Raw genomic sequence first — 16,241 nt, 5'->3', positions numbered from 1 at the left:
CGCTCCTAGCGGCTTTCGTTGAACAGCTCACGTCCGATAAGCATACGGCGGATCTCAGACGTACCAGCGCCAATTTCATAGAGCTTGGCATCGCGAAGTAGGCGGCCTGTAGGGTATTCGTTGATGTAGCCGTTTCCACCTAGTAATTGAATGGCATCAAGTGCAAGTTTGGTTGCAAGCTCTGCGGCATATAAAATTGCCCCTGCGGCATCTTTACGCGTGGTTTCGCCACGGTCACAGGCTTTTGCTACAGTATAGACGTATGAGCGTGCTGCATTCATTTGCGTATACATATCAGCAACTTTACCTTGCACTAGCTGAAATTCACCGATTGACTGGTTAAATTGTTTACGCTCATGAATATATGGGACTACTACGTCCATACAAGCCTGCATGATACCCAGCGGGCCGCCGGCCAATACCACACGTTCATAGTCAAGGCCGCTCATCAGCACCTTTACGCCTTCGTTGTATTCACCAAGGATGTTTTCAGCGGGTACTTCGCAGTTTTCAAACACCAGCTCACAAGTGTTTGAGCCACGCATGCCAAGTTTGTCTAACTTTTGTGCTGTTGAAAAACCGGAGAATGTTTTTTCTACGATAAAGGCTGTGATCCCACGAGGTCCTGCATTGACGTCTGTCTTTGCATAAATAACAAAAACGTCTGCATCTGGGCCGTTAGTGATCCACATTTTATTTCCGTTCAGGATGAACTTGTCACCTTGCTTTTCAGCACGCAGCTTCATTGAAACGACATCAGAACCTGCATTTGGCTCACTCATTGCCAAGGCACCGATGTGCTCACCACTAATAAGCTTAGGTAAGTACTTTTCCTTCTGCGCTTGGTTACCGTTGCGGTTAATTTGGTTTACACAGAGGTTTGAATGTGCACCGTAACTTAAGCCGATTGAGGCACTTGCACGACTGATCTCTTCCATTGCAATTACATGCTCAAGGTATCCCATATTTGAGCCGCCAAATTCTTCAGGGACGGTGATCCCAAGTAGACCCATTTCACCAAACTTTGGCCACATCTCGTTCGGAAACGCGTTTTCCTGATCTGTTTTTTCAGCCAGTGGGGCAATTTCGCTGGTAGCAAAACTATTGACATGATCTCGGATCATGTCTGCTGTTTCACCTAGTCCAAAGTTCAATTCTTTATATAAAGATACTGTGCTCATCGGTATTCATCCTGTTGTGAGAGTTTATTTTTCGAGCTCGTGTAATGTATCGCGACAACGACGTTCAGCCGTTACCAATTCCATTAAGACAACTTTGATGTCGTCCATTTGTTGGCTTAAATCGGCTTTTTTCTCTTCAATGAGTTGCAACATGGTTTTAAGCTGCTTTTCACTCGACTTGTCGGCATCATAAAGCTCAAATAAGCGGCCAGTTTCAGCAAGTGTAAAGCCAAGGCGTTTTCCGCGAAGGATAAGTTTTAAACGGACTTTGTCGCGTTTGGAGTAAATACGCGTTTGTCCTTGACGCTTAGGAGAAAGTAGTCCTTGATCTTCGTAAAAACGAATACTGCGAGTAGTAATATCAAATTCTTTAGCTAACTCGCTGATTGAATAGGTTGGTTCATTTATTTCTTGCATTTCTATTTACACTTACAACGTCACTGATTAGACCAATATAAGTGAAGTTTACGTAAAGGTAAAGTAAGAATGATAGATCCTGCTTTAGTCTTATAAAAGCAGCAATTAGGCTTGTATGAAATGTCATCAAACCTTAACTGGAGCTAGCCAGAATAGGCGTTGGCAATAAATATGTGCAATTAATCTTTACAGTTGTAGCAATCTCATTTGCCTTGATTTTAGATTTACGTTGGCGTAAACGTAAATATTATGTATGCTCGAATACAGAGTTAAATATTAATGAGCCAAAGCATGGCTTGTCTACAGGAGTTTTGCAATGAGTAACGAAGCTGTTGTCATCGTCGCTGCTAAGCGTACACCAATGGGTGGATTTATGGGAAGCCTATCTGGCGCTGCTGCCACAGAATTAGGCGCCACTGCTATTAAAGCAGTGATGAATGAAACAGGTCTCAATGACGCCAGTATAGATGAAGTGATCATGGGGTGCGTGTTACCCGCAGGTCTTGGTCAAGCGCCAGCACGTCAAGCGATGCTACACGCAGGTCTTGCCCGTTCAACAGGAGCGACGACAATCAACAAAGTGTGCGGTTCAGGCCTGAAGGCGGCGATGTTCGCGCATGATCTCATCCGCTCAGGTAGCATTAATTCTGCCATCGCAGGTGGCATGGAAAGCATGACTAATGCACCTTACTTTATTCCAAAAGCCCGTGGTGGCATGCGTATGGGTCATGGCGAAATCAAAGACCATATGATGGCTGATGGCTTAGAAGATGCTTATGACAACAAGGCGATGGGCTGCTTTGCGCAAGATACAGCAGACCAATATGGCATTACTCGTGAGCACATGGACGAATTTGCCTTGGGCTCATTGAGTAAAGCAAATGCGGCAATCGAAAATGGCAGTTTTGCCAATGAAATTGCTCCTCATGTGATTAGCACGCGCAAAGGGGATGTTGAGGTAAATACTGACGAGCAACCAGGTAATGCCCGCCCAGATAAAATTCCATCACTTCGTCCAGCATTTAAAAAAGATGGCACGATCACCGCGGCTAACTCATCATCTATCTCAGACGGTGCCGCAGCGCTTGTTCTAATGAGTGAAACAGAAGCGAAAAAGCACGGTTTGACACCACTTTGTAAGATTGTTGCTCATGCGACTCATTCACAAGCGCCAGCTGAATTTACCGTTGCGCCAGTCGGTGCGATGAATAAGCTGCTTGAAAAAGCAGGTTGGTCGACTGCCGACGTTGATCTTTGGGAAATCAATGAAGCGTTTGCCATGGTGACTATGTTGGCTATCAACGAAATGCACTTAGATAGCAATAAAGTCAACGTCAATGGTGGTGCTTGTGCGCTTGGTCATCCAATCGGCGCGAGCGGTGCACGTATCTTAGTTACACTTATCCATGCACTGAAAAACCGTGGCTTATCAAAAGGCGTGGCGTCACTATGTATCGGTGGTGGTGAAGCTGTCGCACTCGCAGTAGAAGTGTAAGTCTCAGCAATTTATTTCGTTCCAAGGGGCGCTGCGTCTTTCATAATTCTAATCATTCACGCAGCGCATTAACTCGTTTTATGGGGAGGAGTGCTTCATGCACCAAGTACCTTTATACATCAACGGTGAATTTTCACAGTCTCAGTCTGACAAATGGTTAGACGTTGTTAACCCTGCTAATCAAGAAGTATTAGCAAAAGTGCCTTGTGCGACTAACGAGGAAGTACAAGCTGCAATTCATTCAGCTCAAGAAGCGTTTAAAACGTGGCGTAATGTGCCGGTAACCGAGCGTGCGCGAATTATGATGCGTTATGCGGCGCTACTTAAGGAGCATCAAGAAGAAATCGCAACCATAATCTGTCATGAATTAGGCAAGACGTTTGAAGATGCAAAAGGGGATGTGTGGCGCGGTATCGAAGTGGTCGAGCAAGCATGTAATGCCCCTTCAATGATGATGGGCGAGACGGTAGAAAACGTTGCCCGAAATATCGACACCTATTCATATACCCAACCACTAGGCGTTTGTGCTGGTATTACGCCATTTAACTTCCCAGCGATGATCCCGCTGTGGATGTTCCCAATGGCAATTGTATGTGGTAACACGTTTGTACTTAAACCATCAGAGCAAGACCCACTAACGCCAATGCGCTTGGTTGAATTGTTTGAAGAAGCCGGTGCGCCAAAAGGCGTACTTCAGGTTGTGCACGGAAGTAAAGATCAGGTTGATCAAATTCTTGAAGCGCCGGAAATTCGTGCGGTTTCGTTTGTGGGGTCTTGTGGTGTCGGTCAGTACATTTACAGCAAAGGTACGCAGAATCTTAAACGTGTTCAAGCGTGTGTGGGTGCGAAAAACCATATGGTTATCATGCCAGATGCGAAAAAAGAGCAAGTGATCAATAACCTTGTTGGTTCTTCGGTTGGCGCGGGTGGTCAGCGCTGTATGGGGATCTCAGTCGCGGTATTTGTAGGGCAATCACAGCAGTGGGTCGATGAACTAAAAGACGCCATGGCGAAGGTTCGTCCTGGCGTGTGGGATGATCCAGAAGCTGCTTATGGTCCGCAAACGACACCGCAGGCTAAAGCGCGTATTCTATCGCTGATTGACAGTGGTCAGCAGCAAGGTGCAACGTGTTTGCTAGATGGCTCTGAGTTTACCGTTGAGGGTTATGAAAATGGTAACTGGGTAGGTCCAACCCTGTTTTCAAACGTCACAACTGACATGGATATCTACAAAGAAGAAATCTTTGGCCCAGTCCTTTGTTGTGTATTTGTCGATAGTTTAGATGAAGCAATTACCCTTATTAATAACAACCCGTACGGTAACGGCACCTCATTATTCACCGCAAGCGGCGGCGCAGCACGCAAGTTCCAGCGTGAAATTGAAGTGGGTCAAGTAGGGATTAATATTCCTATTCCAGTGCCATTGCCGTTCTTCTCATTTACCGGTTGGAAGAACTCATTCTACGGCGACCAACATACCTATGGTAAGCAAGGCGTGCGTTTCTATACCGAAACCAAAACGATTACCTCACGCTGGTTTGACGATGAGGCAGTCAGTGGTCCAAATATGAGTATCAACCTTAGATAACTTATATTGCGCAGCGTGCTCTGCAGGGGGAGCACGCTTATTTTTACCAAAACGATAAGAATTACCGACACACATTCAGGGTGTCAGAACAGCAAGAGAGGTCTAGCGTGGACTTTAACCTAAACGAAGATCAACAAGCATTTGCCGACATGGCGCACCAATTTGCAATGAGCGAGCTTGCTCCACATGCTGCAAAATGGGATCAAGAGCACATTTTTCCAAAAGACGTAATTCAAAAAGCAGGTGAGCTTGGTTTTTGCGGTCTATATACGCCAGAAGAGGCAGGTGGTCTGGGTTTATCTCGCCTTGACTCAAGTATTATTTTCGAACAGCTTTCAATGGGTTGTACAGCGACAACCGCCATGTTGACTATTCATAACATGGCAACGTGGATGATAGCGAGCTTTGCAACGGAAGAAACCAAAGCAAAGTATATGGAGCAGTTAGTAACGGGTGAATTATTGGCCTCGTACTGTCTAACAGAGCCTGGATCTGGCTCAGATGCTGCATCACTCAAAACAAAAGCGATAAAAGAAGGTGATGAGTACGTTTTGTCTGGCTCTAAAATGTTTATCTCAGGGGCCGGTGAAACGGACGTATTAGTGGTAATGGCAAGAACAGGTGAAGCAGGCCCTAAAGGTATCTCAGCCTTTGTTGTTCCTGCCGATGCTGAAGGCGTTATTTATGGCAAAGCAGAAGAAAAAATGGGTTGGAATGCACAGCCTACGCGCCTTATCACGCTTGAAAATGTCCGGATCCCTGCTGCAAACCTGTTAGGCCAAGAAGGCGAAGGCTTTAAATTTGCGATGCAAGGCCTTGATGGTGGTCGCATTAATATTGCAACTTGCTCGATTGGTACAGCCCAGCAGGCACTCAATACCGCCAAGCAGTATATGCAGGAACGTTCTCAGTTTGGTAAACCGTTAGCGGCGTTCCAAGCACTACAATTTAAAATTGCAGATATGAATACAGAACTTGTGGCTGCGCGCCAAATGGTTCGATTGGCGGCATTTAAACTCGATAGCAATGACCCAGAAAAGACTACTTATTGCGCTATGGCAAAGCGATTTGCCACTGATGTAGGCACTAAGGTGTGTGACGATGCACTGCAAATTCACGGTGGTTATGGGTACATCAAAGAGTATCCACTGGAGCGCCACCTACGTGACGTACGTGTTCATCAGATCCTTGAAGGTACAAACGAAATCATGCGTGTAATTATTGCACGTCGGATCTTAGCTGAAGGCGCGGCAAGCGTCCTATAAGGAGAGCATCATGACTGCACAATTAAAACTCGAAAAACAAGGCCATACTGCTGTTGTTACTATGTCAAATCCACCTGCGAATACGTGGACGAAAGACACACTAACTGCACTTAAAAATCTAGTAATCGAATTGAACGCGGATAAAGAAATCTATTCTTTAGTGATCACTGGCGAAGGCGAAAAGTTCTTTTCAGCCGGTGCGGATCTCAATGTATTTGCCGACGGTGACAAAGGAGTTGCTGCGGACATGTCTCGAGTATTTGGCGAAGCGTTTGAAACACTCAGCGACTTTAGAGGCGTATCCATTGCCGCCATCAATGGGTTTGCAATGGGTGGCGGTTTAGAAGTCGCACTAGCGTGCGATATCCGCATCGCCGAAGCTCAAGCACAAATGGCACTTCCTGAGGCAAAAGTTGGATTGCTGCCTTGTGCTGGCGGCACACAAAACTTGTCATGGCTTGTAGGCGAAGGCTGGGCAAAGCGTATGATTTTATGCGGCGAACGCTTAAAAGCCGACAAAGCACAGCAAATTGGCTTAGTTGAAGAAGTGGTCGAGCAGGGTAAAGCGCTGGAAGCTGCGCTCGAATTGGCAAAGAAAGTAGAAGATCAAAGCCCTGTTGCAGTGACGGCTTGTAAAGCTCTTATCCAAAAAGGCCGCACAGGCACAATCAATAGTGCATTGCCTCTTGAACGTGAACTCTTTGTAACCTTATTCGATACCCAAGATCAAAAAGAAGGCGTAAACGCATTTTTAGAGAAACGCAAAGCGAATTGGGTAAATGGCTAATGATTGAATTCGAGTTAATAAATCACGAAGAGGCACCGGTTTTATTCGAGCAAGCAACATGCCATAACGGGATGAAAATAGCGCTGGCGACATTAAATGTACCAAAAGCGTTAAATGCCTTAAACCTCGATATGATCCGTTTGCTTGCACCACAACTGGATATTTGGGCAAACGACCCACAAATTGCAATGGTGGTATTAAAAGGAGCTGGAGAAAAAGCGTTTTGTGCTGGCGGCGATGTAGTGAGTTTATATCGTGAAATGTCATCAGATACGAGTAACGCATTAATCGAAACTTTTTTCGGTGAAGAGTATCGGTTGGATTATCAAATCCATAACTATGATAAGCCAATCCTACTTTGGGGTAATGGCATCATCATGGGCGGCGGACTAGGCTTAACGGCTGGCGCAAGTCATAAAGTGATGACAGAGACTTCACGTATTGCTATGCCAGAAATCACCATTGGCTTGTACCCTGATGTTGGCGGTAGCTATTTCCTCAATAAGATGCCAAAAGGTGTTGGATTGTTTTTGGGACTCACAGCTGCAAACATTAACGCTTCGGATGCCAAGTTGGTTGGACTTGCCGATCACTTTATGGACTCAGAAAAACTCGGCTTACTTTTACAAAACTTAGGTGAAGTCAACTGGGGAAAAACCAACGTGCTAAACCACGAAAAGCTGACTCAGTTGTTGTTATCTCTAGATGAGGCTTCCCATGCACCACCAAAAAGCGAAATTAAACCACTGATTAAAGCGTTCGAAGCGCTTGATGAGAAAGGTGATTTATCAGAGCAGGTTGATTTTATTTTAGGACTGGATAGTACTGACAACAAGTGGTTGAGCAAAGCTCAAATGGCGTTAAAACATGGCTCACCATTGAGTGCCGCACTGGTAAAAGCACAGCTTGCTAGAAGTGAAGGTAAAACACTTAAAGACTGTTTTAAGCAAGAATTAGGAATGTCGGTGACTGCTGGCGAGTTTGGTGAGTTTCAAGAAGGTGTTCGTGCGCTGCTTATCGATAAAGATGGCAAACCAAATTGGCGATTTAAATCGGTTGCAGAGGTTCCTAATGACGTAATAGAACGTTTTTTCGCACCTCGATGGGATGAAAACGATCATCCTTTGCGTGACTTATAAGGAGTGACATAAATGGCACAAGTAGGATTTATCGGCTTAGGTAACATGGGTGCTCCAATGGCCCTTAATTTATTAAAGGCTGGCCACCAAGTATGTATTTTTGATTTGAACCCTGAGGCTGTAGCGGCACTTGAGGCAAGTGGTGCAACAAAGGCGGCGGTTGTTAGCGATGTGTGCCGTGAAGCAGATTATGTGATAAGCATGCTACCTGCAGGCAAACACGTGCGTACGGTATATACAGCTGAAGATGGACTCATTAACTATTTGTCTAAAAACACACAGGTGATTGACTGCTCTACCATTGATGCTGCATCCGCTCAGTTTGTTGGGAAAACATTAGCAGAATCGGGTATTTCATTTGTCGATGCGCCTGTGTCTGGCGGTGTGGCAGGTGCAGCGGCCGGTACCTTAACTTTTATTGTCGGCGGTAATAAAGCAGACTTTGAACGTGCGCATGTGGTACTGACCAATATGGGTAAGAACATTTTCCATGCAGGCGACATTGGCGCAGGACAAGTCGCTAAGATATGTAACAATATGCTGTTATCAATACTGATGGCGGGCACAAGTGAAGCGCTGCAAATGGGTGTAGATCATGGTTTAGATCCTAAAGTATTGAGCGAAATTATGCTAAACAGCTCTGGTCGTAACTGGACGCTAGAGCTATACAACCCATGTCCTGATGTACTAGAAAATGTGCCTTCTTCGAACGGTTATAAGCCGGGCTTTATGGTTGATTTAATGGCTAAAGATCTTGGCCTTGCGATGCAATCTGCGCAGCAAACAAATTCAGCGACGCCGATGGGGGCACTTGCAAAGAATTTGTATAACCTGATGCAAAATCAGGGTAAAGGCAATGAAGACTTTAGCGCGATTTTTAAGCTTTATTCAGAGAAATAGAACATTATGGATATTAACAGTAAAACAGTTGTGATCACCGGTGGTGCGCAAGGCTTAGGGCTTGCAATGGCGACTGAAATGGCAAAGCAAGGTGCAAATCTTGCGCTAATTGATATGCAAGAAGATGTACTTACAGAAGCGAAAAGCGAACTGACGCAATTTGGTACAAAAGTCAAAACTTATGTTGCCAATGTGAGTCAAGAATCGGACGTGGAAAATGTGTTTGACGCCATTGTCAGTGACTTTGGTGAGATTTCAGTATTAATAAACAATGCGGGTATCTTGCGTGATGGTTTGTTACTCAAAGCGAAAGATGGTCAAATTATTGATAAAATGTCGCTATCGCAATTTCAGTCCGTTATTGATGTTAATCTAACCGGTGTTTTCTTGTGCGGCCGTGAAGCTGCTGTCAAAATGGTAGAAGCTGGTAATGGTGGTGTGATCATAAATATGTCGAGCGTTGCACGCGCTGGTAATATGGGGCAAACCAACTATTCAGCGGCAAAGTCAGGTGTCGTTGCGATGACAACGAGCTGGGCGAAAGAATTAGGTCGCTTTGGTATTCGAGTAGGGGCAATCGCCCCAGGTGTTATCCGAACAAAGATGACTGATGCAATGAAGCCTGAAGCAAAAGAACGTTTGGTAAAAATGAAACCAGTCGGACGTCTTGGTGAAGCGCAAGAAATTGCCCATACCGCAAAATATATTATTGAAAATGATTTCTTTACAGGGCGTGTCGTCGAAATTGATGGCGGTATTCGTTTGTAACGAAAAGGCTTGGTTTTACAGCGTGTATTCCAAGTTCCTATTTGAGTGTGTGAAGCGGTAATGTAAATTACCGCTTTTTTATTTTAAAGATATTGGATGCTCGAGGAGAAATGTTTGAAATTGTCTGGAATACATCATGCCGCCATTATTTGTTCCAACTACCAAAGATCTAAAGTGTTTTACACCGAAGTACTTGGTCTTCGTATACTTAATGAAAATTACCGCAAAGATAGAGAATCATATAAATTAGATTTGGCGTTACCTGACGGCAGCCAAATTGAGTTGTTCTCGTTTCCAAATCCACCAAGACGGATATCACATCCAGAAGCGCAAGGATTGAGACACTTAGCGTTTAGGGTGAATGATATAGATGCTTGTATTGCGCATCTTTCACAGAATCAAGTCGCTGTTGAGCCCATTCGAATAGATGAATATACACAAAAACGTTTTACCTTTTTCAGCGATCCAGACGGTTTACCACTGGAGCTTTACGAACAAGGTTGCGACCACTACCTCTGAAAAGATACACAATTATGTATAAAGTCTTAATGACAGATATTAGTAGGATCTTAAATAAAGGAACAAATTGGGTAAAGTTTATTCTGTCTTTGTCGATAAAAGGTAATGGCGCTTGCGCCAACCGATTTTGTAATAACTTCATTACGCAAACGCATTAATTTGAAATGAAAAAATAGTTTTAGTAGCAATGGTTTTTTGCTCTTCAAGCGCTAGCCTAACCAGAGTTATATTGCCGATAGTTACGGTGTTTTAAATAAGACGTTTTTAACGGGGTTAGCGTGTGATTTACTTGCGCAAATGGAGCAAGTATTGAGATAAAACCGTATTGTTTTCAAAGTTGAGCAGAAAATTAATGCAGTTGCTACCATAACAAGGATCCAAGTTATGAACATTAAGCCACAACTCCATACAAGTAATGTGAAAGTGAGCGCGTCGAATTCATCAGACAAAATGACTGAGGCACTGACAGCATTCGCAAATGATAAAAAAAATGACGATAACTCTGAGTTATTGAAAAGTAATAGCAATTTAACTATAGACTTTTCTTACACTCAGCCTCCAGTTACTTATGATCCTCGAATGATCCGTGGTATTGAGCTTAGGACAATCGGATTACAGCATTATGGTATTCATCGAGAGCACATTGGAACAGATGAAAATGGGCGCGTTTATAAAGATACCTACGGTGACTTTGAAGGGCGAGAAAAAATTGATGAATTCTTGTCAATATTCGATCGTTTAAGTGAAGAAAGACAATTTGAATTTGCGCACTTCAAACCAACACAAGCGCTTCTTGATGTTGCCAATAGACTGAGTGATGAGGAGCTAGGACAACTAACGGATTTTATTGTCCAGTCTCTATCGGTAAATAGCTTTGAACAACGTAGAAATGACTATTCAACAGAGTTAATAAACAAACTTAACGGTATGAGTGATGAGGTGTTACAAGACACCATTCAGACGATGTCTAAATTAATGGAGCAAGCCGATAATAAAGTGTTTGAGGATCCCGTTTTTCCACCTTATTTACTTGATGAAGATGGCCGAGTAGACACGGACTTACAATATACCGAAAGTGGCATTTTTGAACATGTAAATACATATGGGGATATGAACAATCAGCTTTTAAATGATTTTGCTCAATTTGTTATTAGTAATAAGTTTTCTGACGGAGAAATTTTAGACCTCAATGCTAAGTTCGTTAGTGCTGATTTTGACACGAGTCGAGGTCTATTGGATATGGCGACTTTAGTGAAGCCAAATGATCGTACAAGTTTTATGGAAATGTTGAGCGAAATAGATACTGAGGAGCCCGGTAATTTATTTGCAAGACTCAGTAAGCTCAATTATGAAAATGAGAATACAGAGTATTTTAAAACAAATAATCAAGAGTATATAAAGTTTGAGGGTAAACCCGCCGATGACAACGAAAAAAGCCGTTTATATAAACAGTTAATTAAAGCCTATGAAAACCAAGGATTAGGCTGGATGAATGACGTGATGGAAGAGTCACAGGGAATGCCTGTCAGGGCTGAATTAGACATGTGGTTATCTGTATTAGAAGATGTTGAAGAAAATCCAGAAGCATTTAAGCGCTCTGATTCAGTGGAGACCTGGATGGAAAACAACCTAGCAGGAATTGTTAGTAACTATTATCAGGGTATTAAGGAAAAGCTGTTCAGGCATAATGATGAACAGGATCTTCCACTTATCATGTCGGGACTTGAGAGAATTACACTAGACAGTCAAAGTGATGAAGAAGCTGAACTTGGCGATGCGGCGAATACATCAGTGAACGAGTAGAAATATACTGTATTTCTTTATTCATGTTCTACACTTACATAAAGCACAAAGTGCACTACCTTTTGAAAGTCACGCTTTTAATGTGGCACTGAGTGCTTTGCTAAAGAGTGAGTAGAATTAAACCAATGAGTCAATCAAGTTGATGAACAGAATGTGCCAAAGTCAGTAAAATTGGCAGAATAAAGCATTAATCTTACAGTGCTTTTCACTGGAATTTACCTTGTTGATAGTACTGCGCTGTGTCTGACTAAAGACGGGTATATATCTCTTTCTAGTGCAGCAAAAGGCATGCTGTTTGTTGGTTGTATATGTCAACAGTAATACACTTGGTATCAACACTACTCTCTTAACCTGACAAATATTGAATTAAAAAACGGTATAACCTTGTGATAGGAGAGCGTGATGCGCGGTGTTGTGTTCAGAGGTCTAGAAGAGTTAGCCATCGAAACCATCGGTATGCAGGAGTGGGATGAATTACTTGAAACCTACGCGCCACAGGGGAGAGTATATGTGTCGCCCACGGCATATCCAGACGAGGAATTATTTGCATTAGCTCAAGGAGTCGCAAGTAAACTTGATAAACCATTAACCGAAGTATTAGCGATATTTGGACAGTCTTTGTTTGGATTTTTGGCTAAAAAGCATGTGGGGATTTCGTCTAAGTTTAGTTCATTTGAAGAGCTGGTGGTGTCGATTGACAGCGTCATTCACATGGAAGTTAAAAAGCTATATGACGAACCTAACTTGCCTTCCATCACCACAACTATTGAGAACGATAAAACCATCATACTCAAGTACAAGTCAAACCGAAAGCTATGCTTTTGCGCGGAAGGCCTCCTCCATGGTGCAGCGCAACATTATAATAGAGTACTCAGAATAGAGCATCCCCAATGTATGCACGAAGGCGCCGATCACTGTGTACTGATTTTGCATTTGGATTAAGTTGATGTCTGATCCTAATGACTACAAAAAAGCGTACCTTCGCGAAAAGCAAGCGAGAGATGAAGTAGAGTCTTTACTTGAAGAAAAAACCAGAGCCTTATATCTTGCCAATCAAACACTAGAGCGCCAATTGGAGCAGCTAAAGAACCAGCAAGCTGTGCTTATTAATAATGAACGTATGGCGACCTTGGGTTCTTTGTCTGCTGGTGTTGCTCATGAATTAAATAACCCTCTAGCCTACGTTAGAGGTAACCTTGAGTCTCTAAATCACTACTTACCTGCATTACAAGAACTACTTAATTTAGCGAGTATGGCAGGACATACTGACAACGATCAGATGCTAAGTACGCAACTAAAAGAGGCGTATGTTACTCAACGGCTCAATGATATTTCGGAAGATCTACCAGATCTCATCAACGATACGCTACACGGTTGTGAACGTATAAAAATCATAGTTAGTGATTTGATGAATTTTTCGCGTTCAAATAATGATAGCTTCTCAAGCATTGCACTAAAACCTATAGTAGAAGACACGTTACGCTTACTGAGTGGACAGCTTAAAAGTTACGATTTAGTCATTGCTATTGAAGATGTTGCGCCAATCCTTGGTAAGGATGGTGCTATAAAGCAAGCCATCATTAATTTACTTGCAAACGCCAAGTATGCGGTTGATAGGGATCATAAGCCCCATAAAACAATAGAAGTTCTGCTTGCACCGGGCAATGACAAAGAAGTCATTTTGAGTATCAGTGACAATGGTATTGGCATTGACCCAGATATTATAAATCGACTATTTGACCCATTCTTTACTACCAAGCCTGTGGGTGAAGGAACGGGGATGGGGCTTGCTGTCACACATGCAATTATAAAGGAACATCGTGGAAGTATTACGGTGCAAAGTGAAGAGGGGATAGGGAGCCGCTTTACTATTACTTTTCCTACTGAACATATCGAAGCTGAGTAGTTTGGAATTACAAATCGTCAATTACTCGTGGCTTTTGCGTTTTTATTATCGAAGCGCCACAATACAGCAGCGCTTGTTGTAGAGTTAGTACAAGTTAGTCCGTATAAGGGTTTTCTGACTTTGCTGCAAACACTTCTTTTGCCGCCAGAGCAGCATTGTAAGCAGCTGGCATGCCAGCTAAAAATTGCATATATATTACCATATCCATTATTTCCGCTTTAGTTAAGCCTACTTGTATACTTGTACCTAAGTGATATTGAAGTTGAGGTCTTGCTGTACCCAGTGCGGCGAGTGCACTAATTGTCGCTAATTGCCGCTCTTTAATTGTAAGCCCTGGTATACCAAAAGCATCACCAAATAGTTGGTAAGTCGTATCTGTTAACCCTACTGACATAGGTTTAAATGCTGTAATAATTGTTTGATACCCATTATTATCCAGCTTAGTATACTCTTCTACTCCTTTCTTATATCGCGCTTTACTTGTATCGGGTGGTAATGTGAGTGATAAATGTTTATCAATTGAAGAAGCAAGTGCATCAATGGATTTTTCTGCCCGGGGAAAGCCATAGTATGAAGTAAGCTGAGTTAAAATTAGCACCACATCTTGCTGCCCTATAAATTTTTTTTCTAATGATGTAGCGACAACTTGTTGAAGGGCTTCTGTTAATTCAAGAGCCGACAGCGCAGATATTTTTACAATAGCCTGCTGGCGTTGTGTAAGGGTTAATACCTTTTTAATGTCCCTCTCCGCCCTAAATTTGGTTATTGAAAAGTTGCCCTCAGTGGCATGTGACGAGGAAATTGAGGTTATCAATAAGGAAATGGCTAGTATCTTTTTAAACATAAATATTTCTCTACTTTGGTTTTCTAATATCGTTTTTAAGCCTGTTTTTTATTGGGTAATACAGCTATTAAACAACGCAGCTAACTGCCCCGTTGGCCACCTATGGTGTAGCCACTATCAACATGGATTGCTTGGCCGTTAACAAAACTTGCACGTTCGCTAAGCAACCAACAGGCGAGCTCGGCAACTTCAGTAGGCTCACCTAAACGTTTTGCTGGATGCTGTTGTGAAAACATATCTAGAATAAGTTTGTCATGGTTAAATGCTTCTCTTGTCATCTCGGTATTGATGCCACCAGGATTCACACTATTTATACGTATGCCGCTGTTGGCAACCTCAATAGCAGCTGCGCGAACAAATGCGTCAATGCCAGCTTTGGATGCTGAATATACGCTCGAACCACACAAGGCACCGGAAGCTAACCATGAGGACGTGTTTACAATCGAGCCTTTGATGTCATTGGTCTGAAAGTATCTCATCTGCCATTGACTGCTGAACCAGACCGATTTTAGATTCACATTTATCGTCTCATCCCAATCTTGCTCAGACTGATTCAACATTGGGGAAAAATTGCCTATGGTACCTGCATTATTAAATGCGCCATCAAGACCAGCTAAACGGTTAACTGCTTGCTCCATCATTTCTGTAACACCTTTAGTTCTAGATATATCGGCCTCAATCGCTACTGCGATGCCACCTGCGCTTTTTATTTCTGCAACTAACGCATCTAACTTATTTTTTCTACGTGCCGCTAGTGCGACAGATGCGCCTTCTGAAGAAAATAACTTAGCTGCTGCCATACCTATTCCTGAACTTGCGCCCGTCACTAAAATCTTTTTACCTTTTAATAGCATCGTCCATACCTTGTATATGTTTTATTCAGCTCCACTCTATCATTTACAGTAAATGCGTGTAATATGTTGGATTAAATATCCAATATAACGGAAATTCGAGAGTTAATATTATGAGTGATGGTTTAAGTTTCGATTACATAGGCAAGTTGATCCGTAGCTATCGTTCTGCTGAATGCACAAGCTTACAAGCATTGGCGGATAGATCTGGTGTTAGTCGCTCAATGATAGCTCAAATTGAGTCAGGTCAAACCGTACCAACAATTGCGGTACTGGCAAAACTGGCAGAAGCCATGAACTATGAGCTAGCAACATTAGTTCAACCGCCCGGACGAGCTTTGAATATCAGTACCTCTAGAGCAACAAAAGATAATATTATCAGTAAAGTTGACAGCCCATTTACCTGCCATATATTGAAAAAGCAAAGTGGTTTATTTACTACTGAAATTTATCAATTTTATTTTAATGAGGCTGGCAAAACATCCTTTTCAGCTAATGTGAGAGGTTCCATCAAACACCTATGGTTGCAGCAAGGCAAATTAGATATTTATGTAGCAGGCAATAAAATAAGTGCACAACAAAATTGTTTAACTACTTTTAATGCAAATATCCCGCATAGATTAGAATCTAGATCGGAGCCACTTGCTAAGGGACTTTTCTTTGTTGTTTATTAACTAAGTTTGCGTTTTGGCTAGTGCAGGCGCGAATTCAACTCCGAAGTGCACCACTCGCTAAATTAAGCTGCTTTACGTACTTTGCGTAATTTATTGAATACAAC

16 protein-coding genes are annotated in these 16,241 nt (G+C 42.7%); 12 read left to right on the top strand and 4 right to left on the bottom strand.

From position 1 onward, the window contains the following. Positions 1 to 5 precede the first annotated feature (5 nt). Together HUZ36_RS01335 and HUZ36_RS01330 are read right to left on the bottom strand one after the other, a co-directional pair. Complete coding sequence (locus HUZ36_RS01335; RefSeq protein WP_125254331.1) at positions 6 to 1,181, bottom strand: isovaleryl-CoA dehydrogenase; 1,176 nt, start codon at positions 1,179 to 1,181, stop codon at positions 6 to 8. A 24-nt stretch (positions 1,182 to 1,205) separates the two neighbouring features. Beyond that, complete coding sequence (locus HUZ36_RS01330; RefSeq protein ID WP_099643874.1) at positions 1,206 to 1,598, bottom strand: MerR family transcriptional regulator; 393 nt, start codon at positions 1,596 to 1,598, stop codon at positions 1,206 to 1,208. 316 nt (positions 1,599 to 1,914) lie between these two features. Between HUZ36_RS01330 and HUZ36_RS01325 the strand changes: the two genes are divergently transcribed. From HUZ36_RS01325 to HUZ36_RS01275, 11 genes are all read left to right on the top strand, one after another. Next, a complete protein-coding gene (locus tag HUZ36_RS01325) occupies positions 1,915 to 3,093 on the top strand; it encodes an acetyl-CoA C-acyltransferase (protein WP_128729693.1) in 1,179 nt (392 codons plus the stop codon). A 97-nt stretch (positions 3,094 to 3,190) separates the two neighbouring features. Continuing rightward, entirely contained in the window at positions 3,191 to 4,681 is a 1,491-nt protein-coding gene (locus HUZ36_RS01320) for a CoA-acylating methylmalonate-semialdehyde dehydrogenase (RefSeq protein ID WP_176031812.1), read from the top strand. A gap of 107 nt (positions 4,682 to 4,788) precedes the next feature. Further along, positions 4,789 to 5,946, top strand: a complete 1,158-nt coding sequence (locus HUZ36_RS01315) for an acyl-CoA dehydrogenase family protein (protein ID WP_176031811.1) — start codon at positions 4,789 to 4,791, stop codon at positions 5,944 to 5,946. Between the two features lie 10 nt (positions 5,947 to 5,956). Further along, complete coding sequence (locus HUZ36_RS01310) at positions 5,957 to 6,733, top strand: enoyl-CoA hydratase (protein WP_039497662.1); 777 nt, start codon at positions 5,957 to 5,959, stop codon at positions 6,731 to 6,733. Further along, on the top strand, positions 6,733 to 7,872 hold the full coding sequence (locus HUZ36_RS01305) for an enoyl-CoA hydratase/isomerase family protein (protein WP_176031810.1): 1,140 nt from the start codon (positions 6,733 to 6,735) through the stop codon (positions 7,870 to 7,872). The genes HUZ36_RS01310 and HUZ36_RS01305 overlap by 1 nt, the downstream gene beginning before the upstream one ends. Positions 7,873 to 7,884: 12 nt before the next feature. Continuing rightward, the gene (mmsB, locus tag HUZ36_RS01300; protein WP_176031809.1) at positions 7,885 to 8,772 is read left to right on the top strand and encodes a 3-hydroxyisobutyrate dehydrogenase; all 888 of its coding nucleotides are present in this window, start codon (positions 7,885 to 7,887) and stop codon (positions 8,770 to 8,772) included. Positions 8,773 to 8,778: 6 nt separating this feature from the next. Beyond that, the gene (locus HUZ36_RS01295; RefSeq protein WP_176031808.1) at positions 8,779 to 9,540 is read left to right on the top strand and encodes an SDR family oxidoreductase; all 762 of its coding nucleotides are present in this window, start codon (positions 8,779 to 8,781) and stop codon (positions 9,538 to 9,540) included. Between the two features lie 114 nt (positions 9,541 to 9,654). Then, on the top strand, positions 9,655 to 10,059 hold the full coding sequence (gene gloA2 / locus HUZ36_RS01290) for an SMU1112c/YaeR family gloxylase I-like metalloprotein (RefSeq protein ID WP_176031807.1): 405 nt from the start codon (positions 9,655 to 9,657) through the stop codon (positions 10,057 to 10,059). A gap of 384 nt (positions 10,060 to 10,443) precedes the next feature. After that, complete coding sequence (locus tag HUZ36_RS01285; RefSeq protein WP_147390012.1) at positions 10,444 to 11,862, top strand: hypothetical protein; 1,419 nt, start codon at positions 10,444 to 10,446, stop codon at positions 11,860 to 11,862. 402 nt (positions 11,863 to 12,264) lie between these two features. Beyond that, positions 12,265 to 12,804 carry a heme NO-binding domain-containing protein gene (locus tag HUZ36_RS01280; RefSeq protein ID WP_125254321.1) on the top strand — a complete coding sequence of 180 codons (540 nt, stop codon included), beginning with the start codon at positions 12,265 to 12,267 and terminating at the stop codon, positions 12,802 to 12,804. 4 nt (positions 12,805 to 12,808) lie between these two features. Continuing rightward, positions 12,809 to 13,768 carry a sensor histidine kinase gene (locus HUZ36_RS01275; protein ID WP_147390013.1) on the top strand — a complete coding sequence of 320 codons (960 nt, stop codon included), beginning with the start codon at positions 12,809 to 12,811 and terminating at the stop codon, positions 13,766 to 13,768. Positions 13,769 to 13,862: 94 nt separating this feature from the next. On the opposite strand, the gene HUZ36_RS01270 is transcribed toward HUZ36_RS01275, so the two are convergent. Then, complete coding sequence (locus HUZ36_RS01270; RefSeq protein ID WP_176031806.1) at positions 13,863 to 14,612, bottom strand: carboxymuconolactone decarboxylase family protein; 750 nt, start codon at positions 14,610 to 14,612, stop codon at positions 13,863 to 13,865. An 80-nt stretch (positions 14,613 to 14,692) separates the two neighbouring features. Next, positions 14,693 to 15,466 carry an SDR family NAD(P)-dependent oxidoreductase gene (locus tag HUZ36_RS01265; RefSeq protein WP_128729702.1) on the bottom strand — a complete coding sequence of 258 codons (774 nt, stop codon included), beginning with the start codon at positions 15,464 to 15,466 and terminating at the stop codon, positions 14,693 to 14,695. Positions 15,467 to 15,576: 110 nt separating this feature from the next. Between HUZ36_RS01265 and HUZ36_RS01260 the strand changes: the two genes are divergently transcribed. Then, complete coding sequence (locus HUZ36_RS01260) at positions 15,577 to 16,137, top strand: helix-turn-helix domain-containing protein (protein WP_147390015.1); 561 nt, start codon at positions 15,577 to 15,579, stop codon at positions 16,135 to 16,137. Positions 16,138 to 16,241 lie beyond the last annotated feature (104 nt).

The organism is Pseudoalteromonas sp. McH1-7 (genome assembly GCF_013366255.1).
Classification (GTDB): Bacteria; Pseudomonadota; Gammaproteobacteria; order Enterobacterales; family Alteromonadaceae; genus Pseudoalteromonas; species Pseudoalteromonas peptidolytica.
Note: the sequence above shows the minus strand (reverse complement) of the source record. Positions and strands in the feature narration are given on the sequence as shown.